This is a genomic window from Allobosea lupini, from assembly GCF_900109525.1.
Lineage (GTDB): Bacteria > Pseudomonadota > Alphaproteobacteria > Rhizobiales > Beijerinckiaceae > Allobosea > Allobosea lupini.
In genome coordinates this window covers 525204-540612 of the sequence record NZ_FOAN01000004.1, presented here as the reverse complement: position 1 = coordinate 540612, position 15409 = coordinate 525204, and the positions used below count along the sequence as shown (strand labels likewise).

At 66.3% G+C, this 15409-nt stretch carries 15 protein-coding genes; 9 read left to right on the top strand and 6 right to left on the bottom strand.

Annotated features, from left to right (window positions below; translation table 11 throughout):
• Nucleotides 1-3: 3 nt before the first annotated feature.
• From BMZ21_RS15240 to BMZ21_RS15230, 3 genes are read left to right on the top strand one after another with little or no spacing between them, the layout of a single operon-like run.
• Entirely contained in the window at nucleotides 4-561 is a 558-nt protein-coding gene (locus tag BMZ21_RS15240; RefSeq protein ID WP_091835902.1) for a Smr/MutS family protein, read from the top strand.
• Entirely contained in the window at nucleotides 561-935 is a 375-nt protein-coding gene (locus BMZ21_RS15235; RefSeq protein WP_091835899.1) for a helix-turn-helix domain-containing protein, read from the top strand. Before BMZ21_RS15240 ends, BMZ21_RS15235 begins: the two co-directional genes overlap by 1 nt.
• A 56-nt stretch (nucleotides 936-991) precedes the next feature.
• Nucleotides 992-1990 (top strand): adenosine kinase, encoded by a 999-nt coding sequence (locus BMZ21_RS15230; RefSeq protein WP_091835896.1) that lies wholly within the window; start codon nucleotides 992-994, stop codon nucleotides 1988-1990.
• An 18-nt stretch (nucleotides 1991-2008) separates the two neighbouring features.
• Here BMZ21_RS15230 and hemA read toward each other — a convergent pair whose 3' ends face one another.
• Nucleotides 2009-3220 (bottom strand): 5-aminolevulinate synthase, encoded by a 1212-nt coding sequence (hemA, locus tag BMZ21_RS15225; protein WP_091835892.1) that lies wholly within the window; start codon nucleotides 3218-3220, stop codon nucleotides 2009-2011.
• Nucleotides 3221-3429: 209 nt separating this feature from the next.
• Here hemA and BMZ21_RS15220 point away from each other — a divergent pair, with 209 nt between their 5' ends.
• Nucleotides 3430-5061: an HAL/PAL/TAL family ammonia-lyase gene (locus BMZ21_RS15220; protein ID WP_091835889.1), complete on the top strand. Its 1632-nt coding sequence runs from the start codon at nucleotides 3430-3432 to the stop codon at nucleotides 5059-5061.
• A 187-nt stretch (nucleotides 5062-5248) separates the two neighbouring features.
• Here the strand turns inward: BMZ21_RS15220 and BMZ21_RS15215 are convergent, their stop codons facing one another.
• The 3 genes from BMZ21_RS15215 to rpsO form a co-directional block, all read right to left on the bottom strand.
• The gene (locus BMZ21_RS15215; RefSeq protein WP_091835886.1) at nucleotides 5249-5878 is read right to left on the bottom strand and encodes a pyridoxamine 5'-phosphate oxidase family protein; all 630 of its coding nucleotides are present in this window, start codon (nucleotides 5876-5878) and stop codon (nucleotides 5249-5251) included.
• 128 nt (nucleotides 5879-6006) lie between these two features.
• A complete protein-coding gene (pnp, locus tag BMZ21_RS15210) occupies nucleotides 6007-8178 on the bottom strand; it encodes a polyribonucleotide nucleotidyltransferase (protein WP_091835883.1) in 2172 nt (723 codons plus the stop codon).
• A gap of 282 nt (nucleotides 8179-8460) precedes the next feature.
• Nucleotides 8461-8730 (bottom strand): 30S ribosomal protein S15, encoded by a 270-nt coding sequence (gene rpsO / locus BMZ21_RS15205; RefSeq protein WP_091836097.1) that lies wholly within the window; start codon nucleotides 8728-8730, stop codon nucleotides 8461-8463.
• A 255-nt stretch (nucleotides 8731-8985) separates the two neighbouring features.
• Here rpsO and BMZ21_RS15200 point away from each other — a divergent pair, with 255 nt between their 5' ends.
• Genes BMZ21_RS15200 through ligD form a run of 3 tightly spaced genes read left to right on the top strand, consistent with a single transcriptional unit; the run spans nucleotide 8986 to nucleotide 12671 of the window.
• Nucleotides 8986-9228, top strand: a complete 243-nt coding sequence (locus BMZ21_RS15200) for a hypothetical protein (RefSeq protein WP_091835880.1) — start codon at nucleotides 8986-8988, stop codon at nucleotides 9226-9228.
• On the top strand, nucleotides 9228-10106 hold the full coding sequence (gene ku, locus BMZ21_RS15195) for a non-homologous end joining protein Ku (protein ID WP_091835877.1): 879 nt from the start codon (nucleotides 9228-9230) through the stop codon (nucleotides 10104-10106). The genes BMZ21_RS15200 and ku overlap by 1 nt, the downstream gene beginning before the upstream one ends.
• A gap of 18 nt (nucleotides 10107-10124) precedes the next feature.
• Nucleotides 10125-12671, top strand: coding sequence for a DNA ligase D (gene ligD, locus BMZ21_RS15190; protein ID WP_091835873.1), 2547 nt, complete (start codon nucleotides 10125-10127; stop codon nucleotides 12669-12671).
• Here the strand turns inward: ligD and BMZ21_RS15185 are convergent, their stop codons facing one another.
• Nucleotides 12672-13043, bottom strand: coding sequence for a winged helix-turn-helix transcriptional regulator (locus BMZ21_RS15185; protein ID WP_091835870.1), 372 nt, complete (start codon nucleotides 13041-13043; stop codon nucleotides 12672-12674).
• A gap of 118 nt (nucleotides 13044-13161) precedes the next feature.
• Here BMZ21_RS15185 and BMZ21_RS15180 point away from each other — a divergent pair, with 118 nt between their 5' ends.
• Nucleotides 13162-13773, top strand: a complete 612-nt coding sequence (locus BMZ21_RS15180) for an NAD(P)-dependent oxidoreductase (protein WP_091835867.1) — start codon at nucleotides 13162-13164, stop codon at nucleotides 13771-13773.
• 39 nt (nucleotides 13774-13812) lie between these two features.
• On the opposite strand, the gene BMZ21_RS15175 is transcribed toward BMZ21_RS15180, so the two are convergent.
• Nucleotides 13813-14199 (bottom strand): Atu4866 domain-containing protein, encoded by a 387-nt coding sequence (locus BMZ21_RS15175; protein WP_091835864.1) that lies wholly within the window; start codon nucleotides 14197-14199, stop codon nucleotides 13813-13815.
• A gap of 300 nt (nucleotides 14200-14499) precedes the next feature.
• Here BMZ21_RS15175 and BMZ21_RS15170 point away from each other — a divergent pair, with 300 nt between their 5' ends.
• Complete coding sequence (locus BMZ21_RS15170; protein ID WP_091835861.1) at nucleotides 14500-15399, top strand: AraC family transcriptional regulator; 900 nt, start codon at nucleotides 14500-14502, stop codon at nucleotides 15397-15399.
• Nucleotides 15400-15409: the final 10 nt, after the last annotated feature.

Sequence of the window (15409 nt, the reverse complement as noted above, 5' to 3'; positions counted from 1 at the left end):
GCCATGCGCCGGCGCGGCAAGCTTCTTTCCGAGGCGGAACTCGCGCTCTGGCGCCAGGTTGCGCGCACGGTGAAGCCGCTGGCCGGCCGTGCACCCGTCGAGCCTGAACCGGAAGCAGCACGGCCCGAACCCGCTCCGATTGCGGACAACGTCTCGCCTCCAGCCATGTTGACACCAGCCCGGCCCGCCAAGCCGGCACCGCCGCCCCTGGTTCCGCTGGACCGGCGCCTGCGCACGCAATTGCGCCGCGGCCAGCAGGGCGTCGAGGCTGTCATCGACCTTCACGGCCTGCGCCAGGACGAGGCGCATTCGGCCTTGCGCGGCTTCCTGCGCCTGCAGCAGCAGCGCGGCGCCAGGCTTGTGCTGGTGGTGACCGGCAAGGGCATAGCCGGCGAGGTGCCTTATGGCGGGGAGAGGGGCATCCTGCGCCGCAACGTGCCGCATTGGCTGCGCCTTCCTGACCTGCGCCCGCTGGTGCTCGGCTTCGACGAGGCCGAGCAGCGCCATGGCGGCGCAGGCGCGCTCTATATCCGCCTGCGTCGCAGCCGGGAGGTCGACTGATGACGCCGTTCGGCCGCCGCGTCCGTGAACTGCGGGCCGCCCGCGGCGTCACGCTGGCGCAGATGGCGCAGGCGCTCGGCGTCACCCCGGCCTATCTGTCGGCGCTGGAGCACGGCAAGCGCGGCCAGCCCACCTTCACCCTGATCCAGAGCGCAATCCATCATCTCGGCGTGATCTGGGACGAGGCCGACGAATTGATCCGCCTCGCCGAGCTCTCTCACCCGCGCATCGTCATCGACACCGCCGGCCTCGAACCGGAAGCGACCCTGTTCGCCAACCGCCTCGCCCATGAGGTACAATGGCTCGGCCCGTCGGACCTGGCGGCGCTGACCTCGATCCTCGACAGTGCAGCGCGCAGGCGCGGAAGCGCTTGACCTGACCTGCCGGCAATGCAACACGCCGCCATCCTCCCGCCATCACGGATCGTTCAATGACCTCCAAGCGCTACGACGTGCTCGCCTTGGGCAACGCCATCGTCGACGTCTTCGCTTCGGCGGAGGAAGACTTCCTGATGAAGTACGAGCTGGTCAAAGGCTCGATGGCGCTGATCGACGAGCCGCGGGCCGAGCTGCTCTATGGCGCGATGGGCCCGGGCAAGGTGGTCTCCGGTGGCTCGGCCGCCAACACCATCGCCGGCCTCGCCTCCTTCGGCGGCAAGGGTGCCTTCATCGGCAAGGTCAAGGCCGACGAGCTCGGCAAGCTCTACCGTCACGACCTCACCTCGCTCGGGGTTGCCTTCGACACCGCCGCGGCGACCGACGGCCCGGCGACGGCACGCTCCTTCATCATCGTCACCCCCGATGGCGAGCGCACGATGAACACCTATCTCGGCGCCTGCCAGGGCCTGTCGCCGGCCGATGTCGACCCGGCCACTGTCGAGAACGCCGACATCGTCTATCTCGAAGGCTATCTCTGGGATCCGCCGGCGGCCAAGGATGCCTTCCGCAAGGCTTCCGAGATCGCCCACAAGGCCGGCGGCCGCGTCGCCATCACCTTGTCCGACTCTTTCTGCGTCGATCGCTACCGCGACGAATTCCTCGGCCTGATCCGCAACCGCATGGTCGACCTCGTCTTCGCCAACGAGCACGAGCTCAAGAGCCTGTATCAAAGCGCGGATTTCGACACGGCGCTGGCGGCTCTTCGGGCCGAGAACGTGCTTGCTGTCATCACCCGCTCGGAGAACGGCGCGCTGGCGCTGACGCCGGACGGCGTCGTGGCCGAGCCGGTCTTCCCGATCGAGCGCGTCGTCGATGCGACCGGCGCCGGCGATCTCTTCGCCGCGGGCTTCCTGCATGGCCTGACCTCGGGCCGCGAAGCGCGCGACTGCCTGCGGCTCGGTGCGCTTGCCGCCGCCGAGGTCATCAGCCATGTCGGCGCGCGCCCGGACGTCAACCTGAAGACGCTCGCCGGCAATAACGGTTTGCTCTGAGATGTGAGGGCGGGCGGCTCAGGCCGCCCGCTGCAGCCCCGTCGCGCTCCAGATCTCGCTGAGCGCGCCGACCAGAGTGGCGATGTCCTCGTCCGAATGCAGCGGCGTCGGCGTGATCCGCAGGCGCTCGGTGCCACGCGCCACGGTCGGGTAGTTGATCGGCTGGACGTAGATCGCGAAGCGCTCCAGCAACTCGTCGCTGATCCGCTTGCACAGGGCGGCATCGCCGACCATCACCGGCACGATATGACTGGGATTGCTGAGATGCGGGATGCCGGCCCGGTCGAGCTGCCCGCGCAGCTTGCGGACCCGGTCCTGCTGGCCCTCGCGCTCGGCCGAGCTCGTCTTGAGATGCCGGATCGCGGCCAGCGCGCCCGCGGCGAGTGCCGGCGGCAGCGAGCTCGAGAAGATGAAGCCCGAGGCGAAGCTGCGGATGAAGTCGCACAGCGCTGCAGAGCCGGTGACATAGCCGCCCATCACGCCGAAGGATTTCGCCAGCGTGCCCTCGATCAAGTCGAGCCGGTGGGTCAGCCCGTCGCGCTCGCTGACGCCGCCGCCGCGGGCGCCGTAGAGCCCGACGGCATGGACCTCGTCGATATAGGTCAGCGCGCCGAATTCCTCGGCGAGATCGCAGAATTCGGCGACCGGCGCGATGTCGCCATCCATCGAGTAGACCGATTCGAAAGCGATCAGCTTCGGCCGTGCCGGATCGATCGCCTGCAGCTTGCGGCGCAGATCCTGCGCGTCGTTATGGGCGAAGATCAGCTTCTCGGCGCGCGAATGCCGGATGCCCTCGATCATCGAGGCATGGTTGGCGGCGTCGGTCAGCACGACGCAGCCGGGAATGCGCGCGGCCAGCGTCGAGAGCGAGGCCCAGTTCGACATATAACCGGAGTTGAACAGCAGTGCCGCCTCCTTGCCGTGCAGATCGGCAAGCTCGCGCTCCAGCAGGACATGGTAGTGGTTTGTGCCGGCGATGTTGCGCGTGCCGCCTGCGCCTGCGCCGCAGGCATCGAGCGCTTCGCGCATCGCGGCGAGCACGGCGGGGTGCTGGCCCATGCCGAGATAATCGTTCGAGCACCACACCGTGACCTCGCGCGCCCCGTTCGGGCCGTGGAAGGCGGCGCGCGGAAAGCGGCCGGCGCGCCGCTCGAGATCGGCGAAGACGCGGTAGCGCCCCTCGGCCTTGAGGGCGTCGAGTTCGCTGCGGAAAAAGGCCTCGAAATCCATTGGGGAGCCTCCTGGCGCCACCTTTGAGGGATTCCAGGCACAGGGTAAAGGCGCGCCGATGTCGCGCCGCGGCAAGGTCGCAGCGGATCGATCCCGGGGCCGGCCGCGCCGCATCGTGCAAGGTGCTTTTCGTTTCCGGCAGGGAATGGGCCTTTCCCTTTGGCGCGCCGGGCCTTTAGATCGTCGGCAAAGCTGACGAGGACCAGGCCATGGCGGTAACGATCGACGGACGAACCCTGAAGGGCAGGCAGGTGCTGCGCGTGGCCCGGCCCGGCGCCGCCGGCCGCTATGAGAAGGCGACCTTGGCCAAATCGGCCCGCGAGGCGATCGCGGCGACGCGCGCCCATATCGACGCCAATTTCATGAACGACGAAGCCCCGTTCATGTACTCCTTCAACACCGGCGTCGGCCTGTTCAAGGACCAGCGCGTGCTGATGTCGGAGATGACCGAGTATCAGCGCAAGAGCGTCTACGCCCACGCCACCGGCATCGGCGAGCCCTTCGCGGAGGATGTCACGCGCGCCACCATGCTGCTGCGCGCCAATGCCTTCGCCTCGAACTATTCCGGCCCGCAGGTCGCCCTGGTCGAGCGCCTGCTCGACTGCCTCAATGCCGGCATCCACCCGGTGATCCCGCAGAAGGGCTCGGTCGGAGCGTCCGGCGACCTCGCTCCGCTCGCCCATATGTCGGCCGCGGTCTGCGGCTTCGAGGAGGCGGAGGCGGTCTACAAGGGCAAGCGGATGAAGGCCCGCGACGCGCTGGCCAAGGCCGGGCTGGAGCCAGACTTCAAGCTTGGCGCCAAGGATGCCTCGGCCCTGATCAACGGGTCGACGGTATCGCTGGCGCTCGGCGTGCTCGCGACCGAGGACGCCAAGCGGCTGATCAAGGCCGCCGATATCGGTCTTGCCCTCTCGCTCGAAGCGATGCGCGGGGAGCTTGCCGCCTTCGATCCGCGCGTCCATGCCGCCCGCCCGCATCCTGGCCAGGCCCTGGTCGCGCGCAACCTGCTCAAGATCACGCAGGGTTCGAAGCGCTGCTCGGCCTCGGCCCGCGAGACGATCTATCCCGACGAAATCGGCCGCACGCCAGGCAAGCCGCCGGCCCCGCGCGTGCAGGATGTCTATTCGCTGCGCTGCGCCCCGCAGGTGCATGGCCCAGCCCGCGAGGCGCTCGACTATGTCAGCAGGATCATCGCGACCGAGACCAATTCGGCGACCGACAACCCGCTGATCTTCCCCGAGGATGACGGCTACCGCGTCATCTCCGGCGGCCATTTCCACGGCCAGTATGTCGCGCAGGCGATGGACCTGCTCGCCATCGCCATGACCGACCTGGGCTCGATCTGCGAGCGCCGCCTCGCTCGGCTGGTCGACCCGACCCTGAGCTACGGCCTGCCGCGCAACCTGCTCGCCGGCAAGCGCGGCCTCAATACCGGTTTTGCCACCGTGCAGTGCTCGATGTCGGCGCTGGTGATGGAGAACCGCACGCTGTCCTCGCCCGGCTCGGTCGATTCGATCCCCGGCAAGTCCAATGCCGAGGACCATGTCTCGAACTCGACCTGGTGCGGACGCAAGGCACGCACCGTCGTCGAGAATGTCGAAATGATCATCGCGGCCGAGATCCTGATGGCCTGCCAGGCGCTCTCGCTGATCGCCGAGACCGCCAAGGCCCATCCGCTCGGCAAGGGCACGCAGGCGGCGCTCGACGCGCTGCGCGAGACGATCCCGCCGGCGCTCGACGGTGACCGCTGGTACGCTGCCGAGATGAACCAGGCGACGGCTCTGGTGCGCTCCGGCGCGATCGTCGAGGCGGTCGAGGCGGCTGTGGGCGGGTTAGAGTAAGGCTCTGGAGAACCCCTCTCCTGAAAGGAGAGGGGCAGGGGTGAGGTGTTCGGACTGGAAACGTGAGCTTGAACCCGGCCGTGCGCTCAGCGCTTACGGAACTGGTCAAAGGGCCTACACCTCACCCTACCCTCGCCTTACAGGAGAGGGTTCCCGCGCTCTGATAGTCGCGGTCGAGCAATCCCGCTCAATACAGCGTCGCCTTGACCCGCTCCGGCAGCGCCTTGTCATAAGCGTCGCCATCGAACGCTTCCGTCGCTCGCGCCGAGATGTCGCGCAGGATCGTGCCGGCGCTCGGCAGCGAGCGCTTGTCGACTTGCACCGCGGGGTTCCAGAGATCGGCCCGCACCACCGCTCGCGAGCACTGGAAATAGGCGGCCTCGACCGTGACCACCATCACGCAGGCCGGCAGCTTCCCCGCCATCTCGAAGCGCGCACACAGCCCCGGATCGGTCGAGAGCACCGCGGTGCCGTTCACACGCAGGGTTTCGCCGTAACCGGGGATCAGAAAGAGCATTCCGATTCGATTGTCGGACAGAAGATTCTTCAATGAATCTATGCGGTTATTGCCTCTTCTGTCCGGAATCAGCAGCGTTTTGGCGTCGCTGACGGTGACAAAGCCCGGCTGATCCCCACGCGGTGAGCAATCCAGCCCCTCCGGACCATTGGTCGCAAGCACGAAAAACGGCGACGCCGCGATCAGCGCGCCGTAGTTGGCGTCGACGTGATCGATCTCCTTGATGACCGAGGCCGGTGCGACCGGATTTGGATAAACCACGGCGAGCTGATCAAGCGACGTTATGCGATGGGGGGTCATGCCAGCCTCCGAAGACAATAAGTCTAGACTATTTGACTTCGCTGCGGCGCACCAGAGGGACCCCAAAAGAAAACGCCCCGCACCATCAGGTGCGGGGCGTCTGATTCACGTGAAACGCCGATCGCCGATCAGTCCTCGGCGCCCTGGCGCTCGCGGGACTTCTCGGCCTCCCGCTCCGCCTTCAGCTTCTCGGTGATGTCCTCGCCGGTGGTCTGGTCGACCACCTTCATCGACAGGCGCACCTTGCCGCGCTCGTCCATGCCGAGGAACTTGACCTTGACCTTGTCGCCTTCCTTGACGACGTCCTGCACCTTCTGGACCCGGCGCGGGGCCAGCTCCGAGATGTGGACGAGACCGTCCTTGGCGCCGAAGAAGTTCACGAAGGCGCCGAACTCCATGACCTTCACGACGGTGCCGTCATAGATCATGCCCGGCTCGGCTTCGGAGACGATCGACTTGATCCACTTGATCGCCGCTTCGATCGACTTGCCGTCGGCCGAGGCGATCTTGATGGTGCCGTCGTCCTCGATGTTGACCTTGGCGCCGGTCTTCTCGACGATCTCGCGAATGACCTTGCCGCCCGAGCCGATGACTTCGCGGATCTTGTCGACCGGGATCTTCATCGTCTCGATGCGCGGCGCATACTCGCCGAGCTGGCCACGCGAGGCCGACAGGGCCTTGTTCATCTCGCCGAGGATGTGATCGCGACCGCCCTTGGCCTGGTCGAGGGCGACCTTCATGATCTCCTCGGTGATGCCGGCGATCTTGATGTCCATCTGCAGCGAGGTGATGCCCTCGGCGGTGCCGGCGACCTTGAAGTCCATGTCGCCGAGATGGTCCTCGTCGCCGAGGATGTCGGAGAGCACCGCGAAGCGCTCGCCTTCCAGGATCAGGCCCATGGCGATGCCCGCGACCGGTGCCTTCAGCGGCACGCCGGCATCCATCAGCGCCAGCGAGGTGCCGCAGACGGTGGCCATCGAGGACGAACCGTTCGACTCGGTGATCTCCGAGACGACGCGGATCGTGTAGGGGAACTCCGACTTCGCTGGCAGCATCGGGCGAATGGCGCGCCAGGCGAGCTTGCCATGGCCGATTTCGCGACGGCCGGGCGAACCCATGCGGCCGGCTTCACCCACCGAATAGGGAGGGAAGTTGTAGTGCAGCAGGAAGGTCTCCTTGTAGGTGCCTTCCAGCGAGTCGATGAACTGCTCGTCGTCGCCGGTGCCCAGCGTGGTCACGACCAGCGCCTGGGTCTCGCCGCGGGTGAACAGCGCCGAACCGTGGGTGCGCGGCAGGATGCCGGCTTCCGAGACGATCTTGCGGACCGTCTTCAGGTCGCGGCCGTCGATGCGGACGCCGTCGTCGAGAATGGTCCAGCGCACCACCTTGGCCTGGGCTTCCTTGAACTGGCCGGCGACCTGTTCCTTGGTGAAGGTGGTCTTGCCGTCCGGCGTCTCGGAGACGAGCGCCTGAACCTTGGCCTTCGCGGCGTCCAGCGCCTTGTAGCGCTCGGCCTTGGTGGTGATCTTGTAGGCGGCGCGGATATCCGCATCGACCAGCTTCAGCACCGCCTCGAGCACGACCGAATTGTCGGCCGGCACGTAGTCGCGCGGCTCCTTGGCGGCCTTCTCGGCCAGGCGGATGATCGCGTCGATCACCGGCTGGAAGTGCTTGTGGCCGAACATCACGGCGCCGAGCATGACCTCCTCGGAGAGCTGCTTGGCCTCCGACTCGACCATCAGCACGGCGTCGGGCGTGCCGGCGACGACGAGGTCGAGCTGCGATTCCTTGATCTCGTCGACCAGCGGGTTGAGCTTGTAGGCGCCGTCGAAATAGCCGACGCGGGCAGCGCCGACCGGCCCCATGAACGGCACGCCGGAGAGCGTCAGCGCGGCGGAGGCCGCAACCATGGCGACGATGTCGGGGTCGTTCTCGAGGTCATGCTGCAGCACGGTGCAGACGACCTGCGTCTCGTTGCGATAGCCTTCGACGAAGAGCGGGCGGATCGGCCGGTCGATCAGGCGCGAAACCAGCGTCTCCTTCTCGGTCGGGCGTCCCTCGCGCTTGAAATAGCCGCCGGGAATGCGGCCGGCGGCGAAGGTCTTTTCCTGGTAGTTCACGGTCAGCGGGAAGAAATCGATCCCGGGCTTGGGCGACTTGGCGGAGACGACGGTCGCGAGCACCACGGTCTCGCCATAGGTGGCGAGCACGGCGGCATCGGCCTGGCGGGCGATCTTGCCGGTTTCGAGCACGAGCTTGCGCCCGCCCCAGATCAGCTCTTCGGTCTGTACATCGAACATAGAGTTTTCTTTCGGTCGGATGCGATCCGTCCGGCGTCGATCGTGCCCATGGGCAAGACGGCTAAACGTCCGGGAGGTGCTTGCAGGAAGCGCGCCCGGGCGCTCGGCGATCCTGCCATGAGCGTCGCTGACGCCGGCGGATCATGCGGGAAGCCGCCCCATGCGGTTGCCGCACTGGAATGGGAGGTCGCGTCATTGCGGCGCTCCCGGATTGAGGCCGATCAATTGGCCCCTAGCAGAACCGCCCGGAGCAGCGAGGCACCGGGCGGAATTCCGTCTCGATCAGCGGCGGATGCCGAGCTTCTCGATCAGCGTCTTGTAGCGCGCCTCTTCCTTGCCCTTGAGGTAGTCGAGCAGGGAGCGGCGCTGCGAGACCAGCTTGAGCAGGCCGCGACGCGAATGGTTGTCCTTGGTGTGGGACTTGAAGTGGCCGGTCAGGTTGTTGATGCGCTCGGTGAGGATCGCGACCTGGACTTCCGGCGAGCCGGTATCGTTCGGCTTGGTGGCATGTTCCTTGATGAGCGCGGTCTTGCGCTCGGCAGTGATCGACATCGTGATGTCCTTTGGTTCGGTGTTGATCTGGCGGGCCAGGCCGGGATGTCGTCCAGCAAGGTCCGAAGCCCGCATCCGCTTCATCGCGGAAGGAATGCGCAGCCGGCTGTCGGGCCGGTTGCCCGGGCATATACACGAAATCCAGGGAAACGCTAGGGTGCTGCAGCGCAGCACGGGGAAAGCGCAGCTCTCGGAACCTCTGTTGGTTCCGCAGGTTGACTTGCCGCAGGTTTCCAAACCCGGGAGCAGCGTATCATGCCCGCCATGCCGAAGGACCGCCTCATCGCCGCGCTCGGAGCCCAGCTTCGGGCAGAGCGCGAGACACGCGATGCGCTCCGCGACGTGATCGCCAATGGTCAGCTCGACCGCGAGGTCCTGCTCGCAATCCTCTCGGATCCGGTGCCGATCGTGACCCGCGACGAGATTGTCAGGGCCGAAGCCTGGCTGCGCGGCCTGCCGCCGGCCTTGCCCGCCCCGCCCAAGCTGAGGGCGGCCTGATGGCGCCCCGGCCGGCCTGGAAGGGCTATCTCAAGCTCTCGCTGGTCTCCTGCGCCGTCGAATTGACCTCGGCGACTGACCATAGCGAGAAGGTGTCCTTCCGCGTCATCAACCGCAAGACCGGCAACACGGTCAGGCGCCAATATATCGATAGCGTCAGCGGCAAGCCGGTCGATACCGACGACGAGGTCAAGGGCTACGAGATCGGCGGCGACGAATACCTGCTGATCGAGGAAGACGAGATCGATGCGGTCCAGATCGAGAGCTCGCACACACTCTCGATCGAGCAATTCGTCGACCGCGCCGCGATCCCGCAGATCTATTTCGACCAGCCCTATTATCTCAGCCCCTCCGACGAGGTTTCGGAGGAAGCCTTCGCCGTGATCCGCGAGGCCATGGCGAAGCAGAAGAAGGCCGGCATCGCGCGCATCGTGCTCTATCGCCGCGAGCGTCCGGTGATGATCGAGCCCTTCGACAATGGACTGCTGCTGACCACGCTGCGCTACGACAAGACCGTGCGCCAGCCGGACGAGATCTTCGACGGCCTGGAGAAGGGCAAGCTCGACGAGGAACTGGTCGAGCTCGCCACGCACATCATCGAGAAGAAGCAGGCGAAGTTCGATCCGAGCGGCTTCGAGGACCGGTACGAGGAGGCGCTGCTCGAGCTGATCGCGGCCAAGCGCAAGGGCAAGAAGCCGCCGGTGGCGAAGCCGGCCGAGCGCCCCTCCAACGTCGTCAATCTGTTCGAGGCGCTGAAGAAGAGCCTTGGCGAGGAAAGCGGTTCGCCCGGCAAGTCGGCGGCTCGCGAAAGGAAACCGGCGAGCGCGCGCAAGCCGACGAAGAAGACCGCTGCCGGCAAGGCCAAAAAGAGCGCCTGACGCGCGTCGGAGGGCGCCATGGCCAATCTCGACCTCTACCGCTCGAAGCGTGATTTCTCCCGCACACGTGAGCCTAAAGGGGCTGCCAGCCGCCGCAAGGCAGCCCGGAGCGGCGGCGCCTTCGTCATACACAAGCACGCCGCGCGCCGTCTCCACTACGATCTCAGGCTCGAGCATGACGGCGTGCTCTGGTCCTGGGCGGTGACGCGCGGGCCGAGCCTCGATCCGGCCGAGAAGCGCCTCGCCGTCCATGTCGAGGACCACCCGCTCGAATACGGCGCTTTTGAGGGCACGATTCCGGAAGGCGAGTACGGTGCCGGCTCGGTCGTCATCTGGGACGAGGGCAAATGGATCCCGGAAGGCGACCCTGTCCGCGGCATGGAGAAGGGCCATCTCGCCTTTGCGCTCGAAGGCCACAAGCTCGGCGGCCACTGGCATCTGGTCAGGTTGAAGCCACGGCGTGGCGAGAAGCGCGACAACTGGCTACTGATCAAGGTCGACGACGATTTTGCCCGCGACGACGAGGACATTCTCGAGACCGCGCCTGATTCGGTGAAATCCGGCCGCAGCGTCGAGGAAGTCGGCGAGGATCCCGTAGGCGACGTCTGGTCGACCGATGAGAAGCCCGCGAAGGGGCGCAAGCCCAAGGGCGCAAAGGCCAGGACCGCCACGGCAAAACCAGCGAAGGCCAAGGCGGCCCGCCGTTCACAAAAAGCCGATGGTGAGTCGCTACCGCGTTTCGTCGAGCCCTGTCTCGCGACCTTGCAGGACAAGCCCCCGGCCGGCGACGCCTGGCTGCATGAGGTCAAGTTCGACGGCTATCGCCTGCAGGCGCGCATCTCCGCCGGCAAGGTCAAGCTGCTCACCCGCTCCGGGCTCGACTGGACCGAGCGCTTCGGCGAGCGGATCGCCGATGCACTGGCTGCGCTGCCTTGCGAGACCGCGTTGATCGACGGCGAGGTCGTGGCGTTGGGCGAGAACGGCATCTCCTCCTTTTCCGCGCTTCAGGCCGCGCTGTCGGAGGGGAAGACTGCGAACCTCGTCTTCTTCGCCTTCGACTTGCTCCATCTCGATGGCGCAAACCTGCAAACCGAGCCGCTGCTCGCCCGCAAGGAGCAGCTGGAAGAGCTGCTCAAGGTCGCCGACGTGGACTCGCCGCTGCGTTATTCCGAGCATTTCCTCGAGCCGGGCCAGACCATGCTGCGCCACGCCTGCCGCATGGGACTTGAGGGCGTGATCTCCAAGCGCGCCGAAGCGCCCTATCGCAGCGGCCGCGGGCGCGACTGGATCAAGTCGAAATGTACGCAGCGCCAGGAATTCGTCATCGCCGGCTATGTGCCGTCGAAAGCCTCGCGCAATCAGCTCGGCTCCCTCGTTCTCGGCTATCACGAGGATGGCGAGCTGAAGCCTGCGGGCCGCGTCGGCACCGGCTTTACCCGCAACTCCGCAGCCGCGTTGAAGAAGACGCTCGACGCCGTCGCCGCAAAAGCCTCGCCATTCCGCGGCGAAGCCGGACGTGAGCGTGGTATCGTCTGGGTGAAGCCCGAACTCGTGGCAGAGATCGCTTTCGGTTCCTGGACGGCCTCGAAGACGCTCCGGCACTCGGCTTTTCTCGGCCTGCGCGAGGACAAGCCGGCCGATGAAGTCGTCGCGGAGAAGCCGGTCAAGGCCGAAGCGAAGAAGGCCCAGCGTGCGACGAAGACCAGCCGCAAGGCCGGCCCGGAGACGACCGTGACGCTGAGCAATCCCGACAAGCTGCTCTGGCCCGACATCGGTTTCAGCAAGCAGGATCTGCTCGACTACTACGCCCGCGTCTGGGAGCGCATGGCACCTTTCGTGGTGGACCGCCCCCTCAGCCTGTTGCGGGCGCCCGATGGCGTCGGCGGGCCGGTCTTCTTCCAGAAGCACGCTGGCGCCGGCCTGCATAAGGCGGTGGCGCGCATTAAGGACAAGGATGGCGAGGAGCTTCTGTTCATCCGCTATTTCGACGGGCTCGCGGCGCTCGTCCAGCTCGGCACCGTCGAAGTGCACGTCTGGGGCGCAAAAATCGATGCGGTCGAGATGCCGGACCAGATCATCTTCGATCTCGATCCCGACAAGGGCGTGCCGATGGAGCGTGTGCGCGAGGCGGCGCTCACCGTACGCGAGCGCCTCGACGAGCTCGGTTTCGAGAGCTTTCTCAAGACCTCCGGCGGCAAGGGCTTCCATGTCGTCCTGCCGCTGAAGCCAAAAGCGGATTGGGACGCGGTCAAGGGCTTCGCCCGCGACTTCGCCAAAGCGATGGAGCAGGCCGAGCCGAAGCTCTACACCGCCACGCTCTCGAAAAAGGCGCGCAAGGGCCGCATCTTCATCGACTATCTCAGGAATGGCCGCGGCTCGACCGCGATCGCGCCGTTCTCGACAAGGGCGCGGCCCGGCGCCGCGGTGGCCGTGCCGGTCGCCTGGGAGCTGCTGGAGAAGGATCTGGCGCCCGATGCCTACAAGGCTCCAGAGGTCACGAAGAAGGGACCGCCTGACGACGCCTGGGCCGCTTTCTTCAAGCCGAAGCGAGCACTGAAGCGCTGATCAGGCGGCGATGTCGCCGCGATCGTAGCGGCGCTGCGCTTCCTCGACCTCGCCGATATGGGCCTCGGCCCATTGCGTCAGCGCCGCGACCGTACCGGCAAGGGTGCGCCCGAGCGGTGTCAGCGAGTATTCGACTGTGACCGGCACGGTCGGGAAGGCCCGGCGTGAGATCAGCCCGTCGCGCTCCAGGCTCTTCAGCGTCTGCGACAGCATCTTCTGTGAGATCGAGTCGATCCGCCGGCGCAATTCGTTGAAGCGCAACGTCTCCTGCTCGAGCAGGATCAACACCAGAACCGCCCATTTGTCGCCGATGCGGTCGAGCACCTGCCGCGTCGGGCAGCGGGCGTTGAAGGCGTCGGGGCGATGAAGCATGGCGGTTTCCGGTAGGTGACCTTGTGGCGTGAAAGTGCCTTCTTGAGAGAAAGTCGCATGGCTGCCATCTGGTGTCCATCGGGATGTAGGTTCCCAACGGATACCAGGGAAGATCACCATGAAGATTGCTCTCATCGGCGCCACCGGCTTCATCGGCTCGCGCCTGCTCGCCGAGCTGACCAGCCGCGGCCACGAGGTCACCGCCATCGTCCGCAATCCCGAAAAGGTGCCGCAAGGCGCGGGCATCGTGGCGGAGAAGGGCGATGTCTACGACAAGGACGGGCTCGCTGCGCTGCTCGCTGGCCATGACGCGGTGATCAGCTCGGTGCACTACACCGCCAGCGATCCGGCGGTTCTGCTCGCGGCGGTCAAGCAGTCCGGCGTGAAGCGCTATCTCGTCGTCGGCGGCGCCGGCAGCCTCGAGGTCGCGCCGGGCGTCAAGCTGTTCGACACCAAGGAATTCCCGGCACTCTATCTCGACGAGGCCAGGAAGGGCGGCGCCTATCTCGATCAGCTGAAGGGCGAGAGCGATCTCGACTGGACCTTCCTGTCGCCCTCCGCCCTGATCGAGCCGGGCGAGCGCACCGGCAAGTTCCGCCTCGGCAAGGACGAGCTCCTGGTCGACGATAACGGCCAGAGCCGAATCTCGGCCGAGGACTATGCCATTGCCTTGGTCGACGAGCTGGAAAAGCCGGCGCATTCGCGCCGGCGCTTTACCGTCGGCTACTGAGACGGGACCTGCTAGCGTCCCCTCTCAGCATGGGCGCGGTTACCGGCCAGATTGCATCAGTCTGGCCGGATCCAGCTGCAAAATCCGGCGGAAACGCTTCTCGCCAAAGGCGAGCTGGCCGCGGCGCAGTTCGCCGCTCCAGACATGGCCGGCGTCGCTCTCGAAATATAGCTGCGACGCATCGACCTCGTAGCGGCCGCCATGACCCGGTGCCTGGTCGCGCTGCTTGCCGAAGCGGCCATTGGGACGAAGATCGAGCCGGATGGCGCCATCCTCGCTGACCCAGCGGCCGAGCACGGCGAGTTCGGCCTTGGTCAGCGGCTCCGGAAGCTCGAGATCGATCTCGAGCGGACGGACCGACGGCTTGGCCGGCACGATGATCGACGCGATCGCGCCGAGCGACTGGAAGACCTGGTTGAAGGGCATGATGATCTCCTTTCGTTCAGGTTGTTGGGCGGTGCGGATAGCGCCGCCTTTGACAGGATTATGTCAGTAGCGGCCGGCTCGGGGCGCCAGGGCGCTCCGCTCCTGGGTCCGTTGGTCGACGACGCTGCCGGTATGGCGGGACAATGCACCGGAGCGAGGCTGGAGCGGTAGACCGATCCGCCGCGATCATTGCCTGATCCTCCAGCGCTGCAGCCCACCCATGGCAAAGCACAACCAATTCCTTATATGGAACTCCAGGCAGCTGGGCCGTCTTCCAGCGACCTGCCAGGAGGTCGGCACATGTCCCAGGTCGAGGAACTCGCCAGGTTGATCGCGCGCTTTGCGCCGAGCGACGGCGTCCACCAGACCGCGATCCCGCGCTTGAAGGTTGTTCGTCTCTCGCAACCCAGCGAGCCGATGCATGGCCTGCACGAGCCGGCGCTCTGCATCATCGCCCAGGGCGCCAAGCAGGTGATTCTGGGCGACCAGATCTATCGCTACGACGCCGCCCATTGCCTCGTCGTCTCGCTCGACCTGCCGGTCATCGGCCAGGTGATCGAGGCGACGCCGGAAGAGCCCTATCTCTGCGTCAAGCTCGAGCTGGATCCGGCCGCCATCGGCGCTCTGATGCTGGAAGCGCCGCCGCTGACCGAGCGGGAATTGTCATCCGGTCCGGGCCTGACAGTCGGACCGATGACTCCAGCCTTGCGCGACGCCGTGATCAGGCTGACCAGCCTGCTGGAGGCTCCCGCAGACATTGCGGTGCTGGCGCCGCTGGTCGAGCGCGAAATCCTCTATCGCCTGCTCACCGGAGAGCAGGCGGCGCGCCTGCGCCAGGTCGCGGTGGCGGAGAGCAAGCTGCAGCAGGTCAACCGCGCCATCGCCTGGATCAAGCGCAATTACCGCAGCCCCTTCAGCGTCGAGATCGTCGCGGCGGAGGCGCGGATGAGCCCTTCGGCGCTGCACCAGCATTTCAAGGCGGTAACGGCAATGAGCCCGCTGCAGTACCAGAAGCAGCTCAGATTGCAGGAAGCCCGCCGGCTGATCCTGGCCAGGGCGCATGACGCTGCCTCGGCCGGATTCCAGGTAGGCTATGAGAGCCCCTCGCAGTTCAGCCGGGAATATAGCCGCCTGTTCGGCGCTCCGCCGCTGCGTGATGTCGCGCGCCTGCGCGGTGCCTCGGCGGCTGACGCCGCCTAGAGCATTCCCG

What these genes read in the sequence shown, in the direction of transcription:
- ligD (WP_091835873.1), top strand. Translation starts at nt 10,125, where the DNA reads ATGGCCAATCTCGACCTCTACCGCTCGAAGCGTGATTTCTCCCGCACA.
- BMZ21_RS15240 (WP_091835902.1), top strand. Translation starts at nt 4, where the DNA reads ATGCGCCGGCGCGGCAAGCTTCTTTCCGAGGCGGAACTCGCGCTCTGG.
- hemA (WP_091835892.1), bottom strand. Translation starts at nt 3,220, where the DNA reads ATGGATTTCGAGGCCTTTTTCCGCAGCGAACTCGACGCCCTCAAGGCC.
- BMZ21_RS15235 (WP_091835899.1), top strand. Translation starts at nt 561, where the DNA reads ATGACGCCGTTCGGCCGCCGCGTCCGTGAACTGCGGGCCGCCCGCGGC.
- BMZ21_RS15170 (WP_091835861.1), top strand. Translation starts at nt 14,500, where the DNA reads ATGTCCCAGGTCGAGGAACTCGCCAGGTTGATCGCGCGCTTTGCGCCG.
- rpsO (WP_091836097.1), bottom strand. Translation starts at nt 8,730, where the DNA reads ATGTCGATCACTGCCGAGCGCAAGACCGCGCTCATCAAGGAACATGCC.
- pnp (WP_091835883.1), bottom strand. Translation starts at nt 8,178, where the DNA reads ATGTTCGATGTACAGACCGAAGAGCTGATCTGGGGCGGGCGCAAGCTC.
- BMZ21_RS15185 (WP_091835870.1), bottom strand. Translation starts at nt 13,043, where the DNA reads ATGCTTCATCGCCCCGACGCCTTCAACGCCCGCTGCCCGACGCGGCAG.
- ku (WP_091835877.1), top strand. Translation starts at nt 9,228, where the DNA reads ATGGCGCCCCGGCCGGCCTGGAAGGGCTATCTCAAGCTCTCGCTGGTC.
- BMZ21_RS15215 (WP_091835886.1), bottom strand. Translation starts at nt 5,878, where the DNA reads ATGACCCCCCATCGCATAACGTCGCTTGATCAGCTCGCCGTGGTTTAT.
- BMZ21_RS15230 (WP_091835896.1), top strand. Translation starts at nt 992, where the DNA reads ATGACCTCCAAGCGCTACGACGTGCTCGCCTTGGGCAACGCCATCGTC.
- BMZ21_RS15200 (WP_091835880.1), top strand. Translation starts at nt 8,986, where the DNA reads ATGCCCGCCATGCCGAAGGACCGCCTCATCGCCGCGCTCGGAGCCCAG.
- BMZ21_RS15175 (WP_091835864.1), bottom strand. Translation starts at nt 14,199, where the DNA reads ATGCCCTTCAACCAGGTCTTCCAGTCGCTCGGCGCGATCGCGTCGATC.
- BMZ21_RS15180 (WP_091835867.1), top strand. Translation starts at nt 13,162, where the DNA reads ATGAAGATTGCTCTCATCGGCGCCACCGGCTTCATCGGCTCGCGCCTG.
- BMZ21_RS15220 (WP_091835889.1), top strand. Translation starts at nt 3,430, where the DNA reads ATGGCGGTAACGATCGACGGACGAACCCTGAAGGGCAGGCAGGTGCTG.